The sequence below is a fragment of the Oceanicaulis sp. UBA6590 genome, from assembly GCF_002433705.1.
Classification (GTDB): domain Bacteria; phylum Pseudomonadota; class Alphaproteobacteria; order Caulobacterales; family Maricaulaceae; genus Oceanicaulis.
On sequence record NZ_DJIQ01000006.1, the window covers coordinates 22,031 to 37,230 of the forward strand.

Here is a 15,200-nt window from a genome sequence, read left to right on the forward strand (position 1 = left end):
TCCGCAATTTGCCGCTGCGCCTTCTGTGACCTTTATAACTCAGCCGTCACGGCTTGGTTGCGTCAAGTGAAGACCCTGTCAGCTGTCATCTTGTCAGGCGCCAATAAGCATTGTGAACTGGGGCTTGCGAGTTAATCTTTAACTTTCTCCGTGTGATTGTGGCGCGATCAATGTGCTGGGTTAACAGGTTTGTTTAAAAGGGCTTTCCATGAGCAACACCCCTGAACATCCCGCGACGCGCGCCCCTGTTCTCGTCACCATGGCCGATGATATTCCCGGTCGTGAGGTCGAGGCTGTCATCGGCATTGCGCGCGGCAGCGTGGTTCGCGCGCGTTTTTTTGGACGTGATTTTGTGGCTGGATTGCGCAATCTGGTCGGGGGCGAAGTCAGCGAGTACACCAAGCTGATGGCCGAGGCGCGGGAACAGGCGCTGGGCCGTCTTGTCAGTCATGCAGAAGCCATGGGCGCAGACGCGGTGGTCACCTTCCGCTTCTCCACCGCGGCGGTCATGGAAGGCACGGCTGAAGTGCTCGCCTATGGAACGGCGGTAAAACTGAAATGAATGAGCAAGTACGTCGTTTCGGCGGCAAGGCGATGTCGGAAGTGGGGGAAACGATCCGCTTCCTGGCCGGGGTGGTGGCGGTCTGGTTCGTGCTGGTCACGTTCGTGTTCGCCGCCTTCCACATCCCTTCAGAAAGCATGCAGCCCGCCATCCAGGTGGGCGATCGCGTTCTGGTGTCGAAATTTGCGTACGGCTATTCACGGCATTCCCTGCCGCTTGGGCTCGGCTACCGCTTGCCTGACAGCTGGTCGGGGCGGCTGTTCGGCTCCACGCCCAAGCGCGGCGATGTGGTCGTGGTGCGTGATCCCGCCCAGGGCATCAACCTGATCAAGCGCGTCATCGGCCTGCCCGGCGACCGCATCGAGATGCGCGAGGGACGGCTCTACATCAATGACGAGCTGGTGCCGCGCGATCCTGAAGGCGTGGTGCGCTATCGCGACCGTGAGGGCGCCCAGGTCGAGGCCGCCGTCTATCTCGAGACCCTGCCGGGCGGGAAGGTGCACGAGATCTATGAGCGGTCCGACAATGCGCTTCTGGACAATGTGGGGCCGTTCAACGTGCCCGAGAACCATCTCTTCCTGATGGGCGATAATCGCGACGCCTCGCTCGACAGCCGCGCCTCGCGCGGGATCGGCTATGTCCATCGCGATCTGGTGGTCGGCAAGGCCTGGACCGTCCTGTTCACCTTCGCCTCCTGTCGCCGTGAGGAAGGCATGACCTGTCCGGGCTGGCGCGTCTGGCGGCCGATCTAGTCCTTCAGCCTCGGGGCTGTCTTTCTGGATATAACAGTGTTATCCTCTCGCTTCATTCAGGAGCGGGAGGAAAGCATGTCCCTGAAGGGCAAGACTCTTTTCATTACGGGCGCAAGCCGCGGCATTGGTCTGGCCATTGCCGAGCGCTGTGCGCAGGATGGCGCGAATATCGTCATTGCGGCGAAGACCGATCAACCGCACCCCAAGCTCGAAGGCACGATTCATACCGCCGCTGAAGCCATTGAAAAGGCGGGCGGCCAGGCCTTGCCGCTGGTGTGCGACATTCGCGACGAAGCCAGTGTGGACGCCGCCATCGCCAAGACGGTGGAGACCTTTGGCGGCATCGATATCGTCGTGAACAATGCATCGGCCATCTTCCCGATGCCCACCAAGGACACGCCGATCAAGCGCTGGGACCTGATGCATCAGGTGAATGCGCGCGGCACCTTCCTCGTCACCCAGAAAGCGCTGCCCTATCTCGAGAAAGCCGAGAACCCGCACATTCTGGCGCTGTCCCCGCCGCTCGACATGCGCGAGAAATGGTTCGCGCCGCACGTGGCCTACACCTCGGCCAAATACGGCATGAGCCTGTGCATTCTGGGCTGGGCGGGCGAGTTCAAGGGCAAGATCGCCGCGAACGCCATCTGGCCGCGCACCGCCGTCGCCACCGCCGCCATCGCCAATGTGCTGGCGGGTGAGGATGCGTTCAAAAACTGCCGCAAGCCCGACATCCTGGCCGAGACCGCCTATCGCGTGCTCACCAAGCCGGCGGCGGAGTTCACCGGCAATTTCCTGATTGATGACAGCTTCCTGGTCAGCGAAGGCGTCACCGATCTCGATCAGTTCAGCGTCACCCCGGGTGAAGAGCTTCTGCCGGACTTCTTCGTGCCTGAAGAACCGGCGGCGCCCGAGGGCGTCAAGATCATGGATGTTCAGCTGGGCCATTAGATCAAGGATTTGGCCGCGCGTCTCAGGGGCGCGGCCAACAATCCGCTTGCATTTTTCCCCAATGGAGCATCATAGGCGCTGGAGCGTCGCACTCTGCGTCGGTCCTGCCTGTCAGGCCGCGCTGTATCCTTGATCCGCGTCGACGCGCGGAGCCCAGGGCGTTCTGACCCATGTTGCTCATCGACACCTATGTCGGACCGAGTGCGATCGAGGGCGTCGGCGTGTTCGCCGCCGAACCGATCCGCGCCGGCCAGATGATCTATCGTTTCGCGCCGGAGTTTGACCGGCTGATCGCGCTCGCCGAGCTGGACTCCCTGCCCGAGTCCATTCGTCGCTTTGTCGACCGCTACACCTATCCCTATCCGGGCAAACCCGACGTTCTGGTGCTCGATGCGGATAATGGCCGCCACATGAACCACTCGCTGACCCCGAACACGGATTTTCGCGATTCCGTTTATGGCTACGCCATCGCCGACATTGCCCCGGGCGAGGAGATCACCTGCAATTATTCCGAGTTCGAACCCGGCTTTGAAATGATGCCCTCGCTCGTGGCGGCGCATGCCCGGGCGAACGGCAGCGATCCGTCCCATGCCGGTTAGGGTGTCGGGAGCGTCCTGACAGCCCGCGACGAATCGCACGCGCGGATCTCATCGGTCGAAAGCGGCTGCGGCGGAACCTGTGCCTGTCGCAGGCTGGGTTCCGTTATCCTCTCTTCAGGCGGACAAGCCCTCAGGGGCCTCATCGCACACGGCCGCGTCATCCTTGCTTGTGCCGCGCGGGGAGGGCGGGTACCAAGACGTCACGCTTGACTCATGGGGGCCGCGGCTCTCACGACGGGGGGCGTGGGACTGCAGTCGGTCTGTCCGGGCGAGGGGCGGCTGTCAGCACGTGTTCAATGAGATCGCTCAAGACCGTTCATGACCAAAGCCGACAGCCAGACCGGGCCGGGCCCCATCATCATCGCACGCCATGGCGAGCCCGACGCGGATCGGCGCGCGGTTATGGACTGGCGCGGCTATGTGGACTGGTGGGCGGCGTATGATCGGGCCGGGTTGAAACCGGGACAGGTCTCTCCGCCGAGCCTGGTCGAGCAGGCGGAATACGCGGACACGCTGTTCTCCTCCACGCTGCCGCGCGCCATGGAAACAGCGCGCGCCACCGTGGGCGACCGCCCCATCGAGCATGACAGCCTGTTTGTCGAGGCGCCTTTGCCGCCGCCCTCTCTGCCCTGGAAAATGCAGGCGCGGACCTGGGGCGTGTTCGCACGCTGTTCATGGTGGCTTGGCTTTTCCCGGGATGGCGAGAGCCGCGCCCAGGCCGAGGTGCGCGCAGCGGCCGCGGCGGAAAAGCTGGTGAATGCGGCCCAGACGGGCGGCGTCGCCCTGTTCGCCCATGGCTGGTTCAACCGCATGCTGCGCCCTGAACTCAAGCGTCAGGGCTGGACCTGCGTGCGCGATGGCGGGGACGGATACTGGTCCTGGCGCCGCTATGAGCTGAAGCGCTAGCGCACAGGCGGCTTGATCCTCGGCGATCTTTCGCGATTGTGGGGCTCATGTATTCCTGATCAGAAGGCTGTAGCGATGACTGACGCCCCCTCCGCTGAAATCGCCCAGATGAGCTTTGAGACCGCGCTGAAAGAGCTCGAGACCATTGTCGCTCAGCTTGAGCGCGGCGAGGTGGAGCTCGAAAAGTCCATCGCCATGTATGAGCGCGGCGCGGCCCTGAAGGCCCATTGCGAGGCGCGCCTGCGCGAAGCCCAGCTCAAGGTCGACAAGATTGTCGAGCAGGCTGATGGCGCCCTCAGCGCTGAACCGGCGGACCTGGGCTAGGCGCATGACCTCCGAACCGGTCCAGCCTGACATCGCGCCCGAGGACTTCTTCAAGACCGATATCCGGCTTGGAACCATTGTGCGCGCCGAGCCTTTCCCCGAAGCTCGAAAACCTGCGATCAAGCTGTGGGTCGATTTCGGTCCCGAGATTGGCGAGAAGAAAAGCTCCGCCCAGATCACCGTGCATTATGAGCCGGAGACGCTGATCGGCCGCCGCGTGCTGGCGGTGGTGAACTTCCCGCCGCGTCAGATCGGTCCGGTGCGGTCCGAAGTGCTGGTGCTGGGCGTGACCGATACGGACGGCTCGATCCTCTTGCTCAACGCCGATGGGGATGCGCCGAACGGGGCGCGGGTGTCATGAGCGCGTTCGACACCCATCTCACCGAGACCGCAGACCGGGTCACGGTCGCGCTGGATGCGCTGCTGGCGCGTCCGGATGGTCCGGAAGCGCGGGTCATCTCCGCCATGCGCTACGCCGCGCTCGGTCCGGGCAAGCGTTTGCGGCCCTTCCTTCTGATCGAGGCGGGGTTCCTGGTGGGCGCGGATGAACGCGCCCTGTTGCGCGCCGCCTGCGCGGTGGAGTGCGTGCACGCCTATTCGCTGGTTCATGACGATCTGCCGTGCATGGATGATGATGATCTGCGTCGCGGTCGTCCGACCGTCCACAAGGAATACGACGAGGCGACCGCGGTTCTGGCGGGCGATGCCTTGCAGAGCCAGGCCTTCGAGCTGCTGGCGGATCCTGAAACCCACTCCAATCCCGCGGTTCGCGCCGAGCTGGTGCTGCGTCTCTCGAAAGCGTCCGGACCGCGCGGCATGGTGGGCGGCCAGATGATCGACATGGCCGTCGAGGCGGGCGAGCTGAGCGATATCGGCATCATCACCCGCTGTCAGCGCATGAAGACCGGCGCCCTGATCAGCTTCTGCGCCGAGGCGGGCGGGGTGATCGCCAATGCTGACCGCGCTCAGCGCATTGCGCTGGAAGGTTTCGCACATGACCTTGGTCTGTGTTACCAGATCGTCGATGACCTTCTGGACGCGGAAGGCGATGAGAGCCTGACCGGCAAACGCACCGGCAAGGACGCCGGTCAAGGAAAAGCCAATTTCGTCTCGATACTCGGGGTGAAGGACGCGCGTGACCGGGCCGCAAGGCTGGCCGATCAGGCGAAAGCCCATCTTGACGTGTTCGGCAAGGACGCCGACATGCTGCGTCAACTGATGGATTTTGTTTTGGCCCGGCAGTCCTGACGCCTAGATTAGAACAAGACAACAAGGACACGGCGCATGCCCGATACCCCGCATCTTGATCAGATCAGCTCACCGCAGGATCTGAAGAACCGCGACCTTTCCTTCCTGAAAGCCGTAGCGGAGGAGTTGCGGGCGGAAACCATCGACGCTGTTTCGGTGACGGGCGGGCATCTGGGCGCCGGTCTGGGCGTGGTCGAGATGACCGTCGCCCTGCACCATGTGTTTGATACCCCCAGCGATATCCTGATCTGGGATGTGGGCCATCAATGCTATCCGCACAAGATCCTGACCGGGCGGCGCGATCGCATCCGCACCCTGCGCCAGGGCGGCGGCCTGTCCGGCTTCACCAAGCGTTCTGAAAGCGACTACGACCCCTTCGGCGCCGCGCACGCCTCGACCTCGATCTCTGCGGGGCTGGGCTTTGCTGTGGGCCGCGACCTCAAGCACGAAGAGGGCCGCAAGGTCGTCGCGGTCATCGGCGACGGCTCCATGTCCGCGGGCATGGCCTATGAGGCCATGAACAATGCCGGGGACATGAAGAAAGATCTCATTGTCATCCTCAATGACAATGACATGTCCATCGCCCCGCCCGTGGGCGCGATGAGCCATTACTTCGCTCGTCAGGTCAGCTCGAAAAGCTATAACTCCATCCGCAAGCTCGGGCGCGGCGTCGCCGAGGCGCTGGGCGTGAAGGAGCACGCGCGCCGGGCCGAGGAATATCTGCGCGGCATGGCCATGGGCGGCACCCTGTTCGAGGAAATGGGCTTCCGCTATGTGGGCCCGATCGACGGCCATGACATGGACCAGCTCGTCGCCGTGCTGCGTAATGTGCGTGATGCCGGCGAGGGGCCGATCCTGATCCACGCCGTGACGCAAAAAGGCAAGGGCTATGCCCCCGCCGAAGCGGCGGACGACAAGTATCACGGCGTCGCCAAGTTCAACGTCGTCACCGGCGAGCAGCAGAAATCCAAACCGGCGGCGCCGAGCTATACCGGCGTCTTCGCCAATGCGCTGATCCAGCTCGCTGAAACCGACGAGAAGATCTGCGCTGTCACCGCCGCCATGCCGGGCGGGACGGGCGTGGACAAATTCGCCGCCGCCTATCCCGACCGCGCCTTTGATGTCGGCATCGCCGAACAGCATGCGGTGACCTTCGCCGCGGGCCTCGCCGCGGAGGGCCTCAAACCCTATGCGGCGATCTATTCCACCTTCCTGCAGCGCGGCTATGACCAGGTCGTCCACGATGTGGCGATCCAGTCCCTGCCGGTGCGCTTCGCCATCGATCGGGCGGGTCTTGTGGGCGCGGATGGCGCCACCCATGCCGGCGCGTTCGATGTGGGCTATATGGGCGCCCTGCCGGGGATGGTGCTGATGGCCGCCGCCGACGAGGCGGAGCTCGCGCGCATGGTCGCCACGGCCAACGAGATCGACGACCGTCCAAGCGCTTTCCGCTATCCGCGCGGCGAGGGGCTGGGCGTTGAAATCCCCAAAGAGCTGATCCCGCTCGAGATCGGCAAGGGCCGCATCGTGCGCGAGGGCGCGGGCGTCGCCATCCTGTCCTTTGGCGCGCGTCTGGGCGAAGTGCTCAAGAGCGCGGACGAGTTGGCGGCCTATGGCCTGAACCCGACCGTGGCGGACGCCCGCTTCGCCAAACCGCTCGATCATGATCTCATCCGCACGCTGGTGCGTGAGCATGAAGTGCTGATCACCATTGAAGAGGGCGCAGTGGGCGGCTTTGGCGCCTTCGTTTTGCACTTCCTGGCCGAAGACGGCGCGCTCGATGCGGGCGTGAAGATCCGCACCATGACCCTGCCGGACATTTTCCAGGATCAGGACAGCCCCTACGGCATGTACGAAACCGCGGGTCTGAACGCCAAGCACATCACCGCGAAAGTGCTGGATGCGCTTGGTCGGCAGGCGGACGCGGCGGCGGCGCTGGCCTAACCCGCCTCGATCATCGCGACGACGCGCTCGATGGCGGCCTTGTGGCCGGCGACGGGTGCGTCCTCGGGATAGATGTCGAAGGCGAGCACGGGCGGGATGCCCCGGCCTTCAAAGACATGGCCCTCGCTGTCTTCAAACACCTCGTTGGACAATTCCAGATACCAGCCATTGGGCAGGGGCTTCGCCAGCGGGGTCGAGAAGGCGCCGCGCGTGGTTCCACCCACCAGAATGACGTTCGGCCGTTGGCGCAGCATCAGGGTGGTGATCTCGCCGCCAGACACCGTCACATCACTGGTCATGACATAGACCGGACCCGTGTACCGCACGCCGTCATAAGGGGTGATGACATAGTCCTGATCCGCCTCGGGCGCGCCCGGCACGCTGACGCGATATCCCAGAAACGTCTCATCGGTGAAGCGCGCCGCGATGGCGCGGGTGACGGCGTCATAACCGCCGCGATTGTTGGACAGGTCCAGAATGATGGCTTGGTCATCCGCAAAGCGGGTGAGGGCGTCATCCAGCATGTCGGACAGCGCCGCGAGCTCCGCCTGAGACCACTCGATCGTGCCGGGCGTGTGCTCATGGGTGAAGCCGCCCATGGTGAAGATCTGGATATAGCCGATGGGCGCGCCGCTATCAGGCGTGATCTCGCCCACGATCACCCGGTCCGCGATCAGCTCTGCGCCGGGGTCGAGCACGTCATTGAACAGCTGATCGACAAGGCCATTGAGCCAGGCGCCTTCGCCCATGCCCTCCCGGATCATCGGCAGGGTGGTTCCCAGCCCGGCCTGGGCCCGGCGGGGTTCGCCGTTCACCAGCCCCACCATCTTGGTGTGGGAATCGCCCAGCGGCTCCAGAAGGCCCGCCAGGACATCCCAGAGCGCGGCCTGGCCCATGCCGTCATGCACTTGCGGACGTGCGCGAGCCACAAGGGCGTCCCAGTTCACCCCGCGGGCCTGAAAGAAGCTGTAATGAGAGGCCATCACGCTGGTGAAAACGTCGAAGACAGCGGTTTCAGAGCTCAGATCTTCGGCCCCGCAGGCTTGCGGCAGGGCGTCGAGCCGCTCGAAATGGGCCGAGGCGTCGCCGGGCAGATAGTTCAGGCGGATAGACTGGCCGTTGCGGGACGGCCGGAACAGGCGGTACTCCACCTGACCCATCATCGGCGTGCTCTCATCGGGGGCAGGGCTGGCGTAGCAGCCGGCTTGCGTATCTTGCCATCGGGTGACGCCGCGCTCGTCGATCTCGAGGATCCAGCCCTTTTCCCGGCTGTACCAGACGCCCTGGGCGCGCGGGTCGAGCGCGCCGTTCTCGTCAAAGATGGGATGGGCGGACGTCGCCCCCTGGAAAAGCGCGAACAGGAGCGTGAGGAGAAGCAGCATTGGCGAACCCGAAAAAGTGACCGTGGTCACCTTTTGGGTTTGCGCGACGGGAAAGTCAAGCGCTCAGGCGGCGGCGAGGGCCAGGATCGTGAGGATGCGGTCATCCAGCGCCGCCTTCAGGTCAAAACTCTCACCGGTGTTGAGCCATTGACGGATGACGCCTGTGACCGTGGAAATATAGAGTGCGGCGAGCGCATCCGCCTCGATATCCCGACGGATCTCGCCGCGCTCCTGCGCTGTTTTGACCAGCGTGGCGGCCTGGGTCTGGACGCGAAGATCGGTGTCGCGCTCTGTGCGCTGGATATCGTCTGACTGGGGCGCGTAAGCGTGTTTGGCGCGCCAGAGAACAGGTTCGTTGCTGGCGAAGGTCACCGCATTCTGGGCCTGACTGAGGAAGGCGGACTTCAGCGTCTGGTCCGTGTTGGCGCGGGTCATGAAGTCCGCAGCCTGCATCGCAGCATCATACCAGTCCGCCAGAATATGCGCCTTGGTGGGAAAGTGGTTGAAGAAGGTGCCCTTGGCGACGCCTGCCGCCTTGCAGATGTCGGCAATCGAGGTCTGTTCATAGCCGCAGCTGCGAAACTGCTCGAGCGCGGCCTGATAGAGCGCTTCGCGCACCTGGGCTTTCTTGGCGTCACGTAATCCGGTCATCGGATCAGGATGCCAGAAAAGGTGACTGCGGTCACTCAATTGGGGATTTGGTTTTTCAGCCGGGCATGGATAAAAGCAGCCGCCTGAAGGCGAGGACGCGATGCGCGCAGACAAATACCTTGTTGAGCACGGCTATTTTGACACCCGGGCTAGGGCGCAGGCCGCCATTGCGGCGGGCAAGGTGTCCGTGAACGATGTCATCCTCGTGAAACCCTCCCAGACCATCCCGGAAGGGGCGGAGATCGTCGCCGAGGCGGCCCACCCCTATGTCAGTCGGGCGGCCCTGAAGCTCGTGAAGGGGCTGGACGCTTTCGATGTCGATCCGGCGGGCAAGCGGTGTCTGGATATCGGATCGAGCACTGGCGGCTTCACAGAGGTGCTGCTGGAGCGGGGCGCCGCCCGGGTTGTTGCTGTGGATGTGGGACGCGATCAGCTCGCCCCGGCCCTCAGAGCGCATCCGCAGGTGCTGAGCCTTGAAGGGACGGACGCCCGCAATCTGACCCGCGAACTGATCGAGGATGCTGCGCCGGAGCTTCTGGTCTGCGACGCCAGCTTCATCAGCCTCGAGAAGGTGCTCGCCCGCCCGCTTGAGCTCCTGGGTGAGGGCGGTGAGATGATCGTGCTCTTCAAGCCCCAGTTCGAGGTCGGCCCGAAATTCGTGGGCAAGGGCGGACTGGTGAAGGATGAAGCGGCGGTGGAGCTGGCCAAGGAAAACGCCCGCGCGTTTTTCGCGCGGGCGTCAGTTCCGGTTCTCGGGGAAACCGGCAGCCCTATTCGCGGGGGGGACGGAAACCGCGAATATCTGTTCTACGGACGCAAGGCGTCAGCGGATCAGTAGGTGTTCGCCGGACGCCACACCCCGTCCGCGCCCTGACACATCCAGGTCACCGCGCCATTGCCCGATTGCATGTTGCGGCAGGCGTTCGCGCGGGGCGCGCTGGCGCTGGCGGTATAGCTGCGGCTCTCATAGCCTGTTTGCGATTGCGGCTGATAGGGCTGGTTCTGATAGGGCTGGGCCGGCTCGTCATAGCCATAGCTCTCGCCGCCCAGAAGCTCGCCGGAGCTCGTGGACGGATAGGAATAGCCCTGCTGGCCGTATCCGTCGTCATAGCCCTGACCGGAATAGCCATAACCCGTGTCATAGCCGCTATTGCCGTAGCCGTTGCTGGAATAGCCATATCCCGAGTTGCGCAGATGCTCGCAGCCATTGGAGCGGCCCGCCACGGCGGCGCCGGCGAGGGCGCCCAGACCGGCGCCGGCCAGAACCGCGCCGTCATTGCCGTCTTCCTCATAACGGCCCCGGCCGCGGCGATCATACCGGTCGCCCCGACGGGACCCGCGTCCGTAATGGTCGCGATGACGGTCGCGGCCCCGGTAATGGCGCTCGCGATCCCGGTCCTGACGGTCGTCATGGATCTCGGCGCCCACCACGGCGCCCAGCACCCCGCCGATGACGGCGCCGGCGACCTGGCGGTTGCGCTGGGCGGCCATGCAGGATTCATAGGTTGGCGCGGACTGGACCTGCGACTGTGCGGAATAGGTGCGATAGCTCTGCGCCTGCGCGCCGGAAGCGGCGAGCGGCAGCAGCAGCGCGGCGCCCGTGAGGGCGGAGATGGCGAAACGTGAGCGGATCATGGTCGGACCCTCCTTGCAGGGCGCGTTCGGGCGCCGGTGTTTCAATCTACGCAAACCCTAGGCCAGCGGCCATGAGCCGGAGATGAACAGTTTGGGGCGATTGCGTGGAGTTTGCCCCGCCCGGACAGAAACGGGCCCGCCACGAAGACATGGCGGGCCCGCTCCTGTCCCCGGCGCATGTCCCCACAGGCGCCGGAAGGTTCCGGCGCGGATAGAGCGTCCGCCCGGAACAGCGGCTGACGCGAGAGAGAGCGTCAAGCCACGAAAGTTATAGCCAGATTACTGGCGTCGCGCCACTTCCCAGCGGCCATAGGCGTCCTGGCACATGCGCACGCGGTCATAGGTGACCCGGCCATTGGGCAGGAAGATCTCCGCATCCCCCCAGCGGCACTGCCGGGGCCCCCAGCGGTGCCAGTCGCCTGCGCGCACCACGCCGCGCACGCCTGAATAGGGGTTGGCCCAGTAATAGGGTTGGTCGGTGATGAAGGCGGATTGAAGGCCATAGCGATACTGGCCGCGGTCGCAGTCATTGAGCGCGGCGCCCAGGCCTGCGCCCACCAGCCCGCCGGCGAGCCAGGCGCCGCCATCGCCGTCACCGACCGCCCCGCCCAGCAAGGCCCCGATCAGCGCGCCCGCGATCACCGCGTCGCCATCCGAACGACAGAACTGGTCGGTATAATAGAAATTGTGGCTGTTATAGCGGCGATAGCTGTCGTGATAGCGCCAGCTGCGGCCATAGGAGGGGCGACGGTCCACATGATAGTGGATCACCCGGCGCGGCGGCGGGGCATAGCGACGATGGCCCCGGCGGTCGTCATGACCCCAGCGACGTTGGTCGCGACGGTCATAATGGTCCCGGCGGTCATTACGGTTCCAGCCGTGATCACGACGCTGGTCGCTGCGGTCATAATCGCGGCGGTCGTGGTCGCGCCGGTTCTCCCAATGCCGGTCCCGGCGCTGCTCGTGACCGCGCCCGTCCCGACGGCCGTCATGATCGCGGCCGCGATGATCTCCGCGCTGACCGCCCCGATCATGATCGCGGCCGCGATGGTCTCCGCGCTGACCGCCTCGATCATGGTCCCGGCGCTGGTCACGAGTGCGGTCGCCTCGATCCTGATCCCGACGACGCTCGCGTTGTCGCTCGCCGCGTTCGCCCCGGCGGTCTCCGCGGGCCTCGTCGCGCTGGCCCCGCCGTCCATTCCGGGCGTCCTGCCCGTCTTCGCGGCGGTTCAGACGGTTCTCCCGTCGCGCCTCGCGGCGCGCTTCACGGCGCTCCTGGCGTTCTTGCTGAACGGTTTCGATCACGGCCTCCGCCGCATAGGCTGTCGGCGCAAGCACGAGGCCCGGCGTCACGATCGCGGTCGACAGAAGGCATGAGGCGGCGAGGGTTTTCAGGCGCATGGCATGGCCCTTTCCTGTGCTGCGGCGGGGTTCGGCCTTAATGTAAACAAACCCTAAAACCCCGAAGCTGAGCCGGACATGAACACGATTGTCAGAAATGGGGCGAGGACCGGACTTGCTCTGGGCGCTTGACCGCAAAGCTCTCGCCCTGCATCAGCATGCGCATGAACAGACGTCGCAAAGCCGCCCCCAAACCCGTCCATGTGGAAACCCTGATCGCCGACAGCCTCGGCGCACGGGGGGACGCCGTCATGGCAGGTCCCGTCTTCACGCCCGGATTGCTGCCGGGAGAGGGCGCGAAGGTGGAGGTGCAGGGCCAGCGGGGACGTGTGCTAGAACGCATCAGCACCAGCCCGGACCGGGTCGAGCCGTTCTGCCCGGTGGCGGAGCGCTGCGGCGGCTGCTCGCTGCAGCACTTTGAAGAGAGCGCCTACAGGCTGTGGAAACGCCATCTCGTGGTGGATGCGCTCGAGAAAGCCGGCGTGCACGCCGAGGTGCGCATGCTGGTGGACGCCCATGGCGAGGGCCGGCGCCGCATGACGCTGCACGCCCAACGCTTTGGCGCCAAGCTGGTGGTGGGCTTTGCCGAACGGGCCGGCGACAAGATTGTCGACATCACCGATTGCCCGGTCTCGACGCCCGGCCTGCGCGCCTCCGTGCCGGGCCTGCGCAAGCTGGCTGAAGTCGCCACGCCCAAGAAGGGCCGGATCGACATTCATGTGCTCGATTGCGAGCCGGGGCTCGATGTCTCCATCCAGGGCGTCAAGGAAATCAGCCTGGCCTTGCGCGAAGCCGGAGCCGAGCTCGCGGGCAAGTACAACTGGACCCGCGTCACCATTGGCGGCGATCCGCTGATCGAGTTCGAGGCCCCGGTCGTCAAGTTCGGCGATACGAATGTCACCCCCGCGCCCGGCGGCTTCCTGCAAGCCACCGCCGAGGGCGAAGCGGTCCTCGCCAGTTTCGTGGACGAGGCGGTCAAAAGCCTTGAGGGCAAGGGCCCGTTCAAGGCGGCGGATCTGTTTGCCGGGGCGGGCGCCTTCGCGCTGCGTCTGGCGCGGACCATGCCCGTGCTGGCCGTGGAAGGGGAAAGCGGGCTGCTGCACGCTTTGCAACGCGCCGCCCAACGCACGCCGGGGCTCAAGCCTGTGGATGCGCGGGTGAGGGATCTGGCGCTCGAACCCATCACCTCCAAGGAGCTGGAAGGCTATTCGCTGGTGGTCATCGATCCGCCGCGGGCGGGCGCGAAAGCGCAGGCCGAGCGCCTGTCAGATAGCCTGGTTCCGGTGATCGTCTCGATCTCCTGCAATCCCGCCACCTTCGCCCGCGACGCCGCGATCCTCATTGAGGGCGGCTACAGGATGGGTCCTGTCACCCCGGTCGATCAGTTCAAATGGACCGGCCATGTGGAGTCGGTTGCGGTGTTTCGGCGGCGGTAGGGCGCTGGAATGGGTCCCCGGGTCAAGCCCGAGGACCGAGATCATAGAGCGAAGACCTCTCGGCCTTCGGACTTGATCAGGAGTCCCATTCGGACTTTGCCATAAAACATACAGTCATCCCGGCCTTGAGCCGGGATCTACTGCAGGCGTCTCTGTGATCAGAACAGAGTGATTCCGGTAGATCCCGGATCGCTTCGCGTCCGGGATGACGATGGAGGGACATTGGGTGCTATGCTCTCTCCCCGCCTTCGCCGGGAAAGAGGGTATTGTAAGTCCTACCCGTAAGCCGCCGCGCGGAGCTTGTGATCGGCGAGCACGAGGGCGGCCATGGCTTCGGCCACGGGGACGCCGCGAATGCCGACGCAGGGATCGTGGCGGCCCTTGGTGACCACTTCGGTTTCCTGAAGGTCCTTGGTCAGCGTCTGGCGCGGAATGCGGATCGAGGAGGTGGGCTTGATCGCGACGCGGACGACCAGGTCCTGACCGGTCGAAATGCCGCCCAGCACGCCGCCGTTGTTGTTGGACAGGAACTCAGGTTGGCCATCCGGGCCCAGGCGCATCTGGTCGGCGGCGACTTCGCCGCGCATGGCGGCGGCTTCAAGCCCCGCGCCGATCTCGACGGCCTTGGCGGCGTTGATCGACATCATGGCGCTCGCCAAGTCCGCATCGAGCTTGCCATAGACCGGCGCGCCCCAGCCTGCAGGCACGTTCGAGCACACGACTTCGATGAGGGCGCCGACCGAGCTGCCGTCCTTGCGGATCAGGTCCATATCGGTTTCCCAGAGCTTCGCGGTCTCGGCATCCGGGCAGAAGAAGTCGTTCTCGCGCACCTGATCCCAGTCCCAGCGGGACCGGTCGATCCTGCGTTCGCCAATCTGCACAAGCGCGGCGCGGATCCGGATGTCTTCGCCCAGCACCTTGCGCGCGACCGCGCCCGCGGCGACGCGAGCGGCGGTTTCACGCGCGGAGGAGCGCCCGCCGCCGCGATAATCGCGCACGCCATACTTGGCGTCATAGGTGAAATCGGCGTGGCCGGGCCGCCATTTATCGCGAATGTCGGAATAGTCCTTGGAGCGCTGGTCGGTGTTCTCGATCATCAGCGAGATCGGCGCGCCGGTGGTGACCTGTCCGTTCGTGCGTTCGTCCTCGAACACGCCGGAGAGGATCTTCACCTCATCGGCCTCCCGGCGCTGTGTGACATGGCGCGACGTGCCCGGCTTTCTGAGATCGAGCCAGGGCTGGATATCGTCTTCGGTCAGCCTGATCCCCGCCGGGCAGCCGTCAATGACGCAGCCGAGCGCTGGGCCGTGGCTTTCGCCCCAGGTCGTGAAGCGGAACAGATGACCGAAGGAATTATGGGACATGATGCAGACGCCAGGCAGACTTCGTTACAGGCGCGGCACTCTAGAGAG

Annotated in this window: 16 protein-coding genes; 11 read left to right on the forward strand and 5 right to left on the reverse strand. The window is 64.9% G+C overall.

Translation table 11 applies throughout. The annotated features are described in order from the left end of the window. Positions 1–208: 208 nt before the first annotated feature. The 9 genes from B2Z70_RS01295 to dxs all read left to right on the forward strand — a co-directional run bounded on the left by B2Z70_RS01295 (position 209) and on the right by dxs (position 7,283). Positions 209–562, forward strand: a complete 354-nt coding sequence (locus B2Z70_RS01295) for a YbjQ family protein (protein ID WP_009803280.1) — start codon at positions 209–211, stop codon at positions 560–562. Then, positions 559–1,314: a signal peptidase I gene (gene lepB / locus B2Z70_RS01300; RefSeq protein ID WP_292980136.1), complete on the forward strand. Its 756-nt coding sequence runs from the start codon at positions 559–561 to the stop codon at positions 1,312–1,314. The genes B2Z70_RS01295 and lepB overlap by 4 nt, the downstream gene beginning before the upstream one ends. 75 nt (positions 1,315–1,389) lie before the next feature. Further along, on the forward strand, positions 1,390–2,262 hold the full coding sequence (locus tag B2Z70_RS01305) for an SDR family oxidoreductase (RefSeq protein WP_292980138.1): 873 nt from the start codon (positions 1,390–1,392) through the stop codon (positions 2,260–2,262). A gap of 170 nt (positions 2,263–2,432) precedes the next feature. Further along, a complete protein-coding gene (locus B2Z70_RS01310; RefSeq protein WP_009803283.1) occupies positions 2,433–2,861 on the forward strand; it encodes an SET domain-containing protein in 429 nt (142 codons plus the stop codon). Positions 2,862–3,179: 318 nt separating this feature from the next. Continuing rightward, positions 3,180–3,767 (forward strand): histidine phosphatase family protein, encoded by a 588-nt coding sequence (locus B2Z70_RS01315; protein WP_292980141.1) that lies wholly within the window; start codon positions 3,180–3,182, stop codon positions 3,765–3,767. A 75-nt stretch (positions 3,768–3,842) separates the two neighbouring features. After that, entirely contained in the window at positions 3,843–4,091 is a 249-nt protein-coding gene (locus B2Z70_RS01320; protein WP_009803285.1) for an exodeoxyribonuclease VII small subunit, read from the forward strand. 4 nt (positions 4,092–4,095) lie between these two features. Continuing rightward, on the forward strand, positions 4,096–4,452 hold the full coding sequence (locus B2Z70_RS01325) for a tRNA-binding protein (protein ID WP_009803286.1): 357 nt from the start codon (positions 4,096–4,098) through the stop codon (positions 4,450–4,452). Then, positions 4,449–5,339 carry a polyprenyl synthetase family protein gene (locus B2Z70_RS01330; protein ID WP_009803287.1) on the forward strand — a complete coding sequence of 297 codons (891 nt, stop codon included), beginning with the start codon at positions 4,449–4,451 and terminating at the stop codon, positions 5,337–5,339. Before B2Z70_RS01325 ends, B2Z70_RS01330 begins: the two co-directional genes overlap by 4 nt. A 36-nt stretch (positions 5,340–5,375) precedes the next feature. After that, on the forward strand, positions 5,376–7,283 hold the full coding sequence (gene dxs, locus B2Z70_RS01335) for a 1-deoxy-D-xylulose-5-phosphate synthase (protein ID WP_292980145.1): 1,908 nt from the start codon (positions 5,376–5,378) through the stop codon (positions 7,281–7,283). Here dxs and B2Z70_RS01340 read toward each other — a convergent pair. Further along, a complete protein-coding gene (locus B2Z70_RS01340; protein WP_292980147.1) occupies positions 7,280–8,665 on the reverse strand; it encodes a S41 family peptidase in 1,386 nt (461 codons plus the stop codon). The genes dxs and B2Z70_RS01340 overlap by 4 nt on opposite strands. Positions 8,666–8,728: 63 nt before the next feature. Beyond that, positions 8,729–9,316, reverse strand: coding sequence for a TetR/AcrR family transcriptional regulator (locus B2Z70_RS01345; protein WP_292980149.1), 588 nt, complete (start codon positions 9,314–9,316; stop codon positions 8,729–8,731). A gap of 100 nt (positions 9,317–9,416) precedes the next feature. On the opposite strand from B2Z70_RS01345, the gene B2Z70_RS01350 reads away from it, so the two are divergent. After that, positions 9,417–10,154: a TlyA family RNA methyltransferase gene (locus tag B2Z70_RS01350; RefSeq protein ID WP_292980151.1), complete on the forward strand. Its 738-nt coding sequence runs from the start codon at positions 9,417–9,419 to the stop codon at positions 10,152–10,154. On the opposite strand, the gene B2Z70_RS01355 is transcribed toward B2Z70_RS01350, so the two are convergent. Together B2Z70_RS01355 and B2Z70_RS01360 are read right to left on the reverse strand one after the other, a co-directional pair. Then, positions 10,148–10,951 (reverse strand): hypothetical protein, encoded by an 804-nt coding sequence (locus tag B2Z70_RS01355; protein ID WP_292980153.1) that lies wholly within the window; start codon positions 10,949–10,951, stop codon positions 10,148–10,150. The two genes, B2Z70_RS01350 and B2Z70_RS01355, sit on opposite strands and share 7 nt — an antisense overlap. Before the next feature lie 279 nt (positions 10,952–11,230). After that, positions 11,231–12,352, reverse strand: a complete 1,122-nt coding sequence (locus B2Z70_RS01360; protein ID WP_292980155.1) for a hypothetical protein — start codon at positions 12,350–12,352, stop codon at positions 11,231–11,233. 164 nt (positions 12,353–12,516) lie between these two features. Here B2Z70_RS01360 and B2Z70_RS01365 point away from each other — a divergent pair, with 164 nt between their 5' ends. Further along, on the forward strand, positions 12,517–13,788 hold the full coding sequence (locus tag B2Z70_RS01365) for a class I SAM-dependent RNA methyltransferase (protein WP_292980156.1): 1,272 nt from the start codon (positions 12,517–12,519) through the stop codon (positions 13,786–13,788). A gap of 275 nt (positions 13,789–14,063) precedes the next feature. Here the strand turns inward: B2Z70_RS01365 and aroC are convergent, their stop codons facing one another. Then, positions 14,064–15,152, reverse strand: a complete 1,089-nt coding sequence (gene aroC, locus B2Z70_RS01370) for a chorismate synthase (protein ID WP_292980158.1) — start codon at positions 15,150–15,152, stop codon at positions 14,064–14,066. Between the last annotated feature and the right edge of the window lie 48 nt (positions 15,153–15,200).

What these genes read in the sequence shown, in the direction of transcription:
- B2Z70_RS01295 (WP_009803280.1), top strand. Translation starts at nt 209, where the DNA reads ATGAGCAACACCCCTGAACATCCCGCGACGCGCGCCCCTGTTCTCGTC.
- lepB (WP_292980136.1), top strand. Translation starts at nt 559, where the DNA reads ATGAATGAGCAAGTACGTCGTTTCGGCGGCAAGGCGATGTCGGAAGTG.
- B2Z70_RS01305 (WP_292980138.1), top strand. Translation starts at nt 1,390, where the DNA reads ATGTCCCTGAAGGGCAAGACTCTTTTCATTACGGGCGCAAGCCGCGGC.
- B2Z70_RS01310 (WP_009803283.1), top strand. Translation starts at nt 2,433, where the DNA reads ATGTTGCTCATCGACACCTATGTCGGACCGAGTGCGATCGAGGGCGTC.
- B2Z70_RS01315 (WP_292980141.1), top strand. Translation starts at nt 3,180, where the DNA reads ATGACCAAAGCCGACAGCCAGACCGGGCCGGGCCCCATCATCATCGCA.
- B2Z70_RS01320 (WP_009803285.1), top strand. Translation starts at nt 3,843, where the DNA reads ATGACTGACGCCCCCTCCGCTGAAATCGCCCAGATGAGCTTTGAGACC.
- B2Z70_RS01325 (WP_009803286.1), top strand. Translation starts at nt 4,096, where the DNA reads ATGACCTCCGAACCGGTCCAGCCTGACATCGCGCCCGAGGACTTCTTC.
- B2Z70_RS01330 (WP_009803287.1), top strand. Translation starts at nt 4,449, where the DNA reads ATGAGCGCGTTCGACACCCATCTCACCGAGACCGCAGACCGGGTCACG.
- dxs (WP_292980145.1), top strand. Translation starts at nt 5,376, where the DNA reads ATGCCCGATACCCCGCATCTTGATCAGATCAGCTCACCGCAGGATCTG.
- B2Z70_RS01340 (WP_292980147.1), bottom strand. Translation starts at nt 8,665, where the DNA reads ATGCTGCTTCTCCTCACGCTCCTGTTCGCGCTTTTCCAGGGGGCGACG.
- B2Z70_RS01345 (WP_292980149.1), bottom strand. Translation starts at nt 9,316, where the DNA reads ATGACCGGATTACGTGACGCCAAGAAAGCCCAGGTGCGCGAAGCGCTC.
- B2Z70_RS01350 (WP_292980151.1), top strand. Translation starts at nt 9,417, where the DNA reads ATGCGCGCAGACAAATACCTTGTTGAGCACGGCTATTTTGACACCCGG.
- B2Z70_RS01355 (WP_292980153.1), bottom strand. Translation starts at nt 10,951, where the DNA reads ATGATCCGCTCACGTTTCGCCATCTCCGCCCTCACGGGCGCCGCGCTG.
- B2Z70_RS01360 (WP_292980155.1), bottom strand. Translation starts at nt 12,352, where the DNA reads ATGCGCCTGAAAACCCTCGCCGCCTCATGCCTTCTGTCGACCGCGATC.
- B2Z70_RS01365 (WP_292980156.1), top strand. Translation starts at nt 12,517, where the DNA reads ATGAACAGACGTCGCAAAGCCGCCCCCAAACCCGTCCATGTGGAAACC.
- aroC (WP_292980158.1), bottom strand. Translation starts at nt 15,152, where the DNA reads ATGTCCCATAATTCCTTCGGTCATCTGTTCCGCTTCACGACCTGGGGC.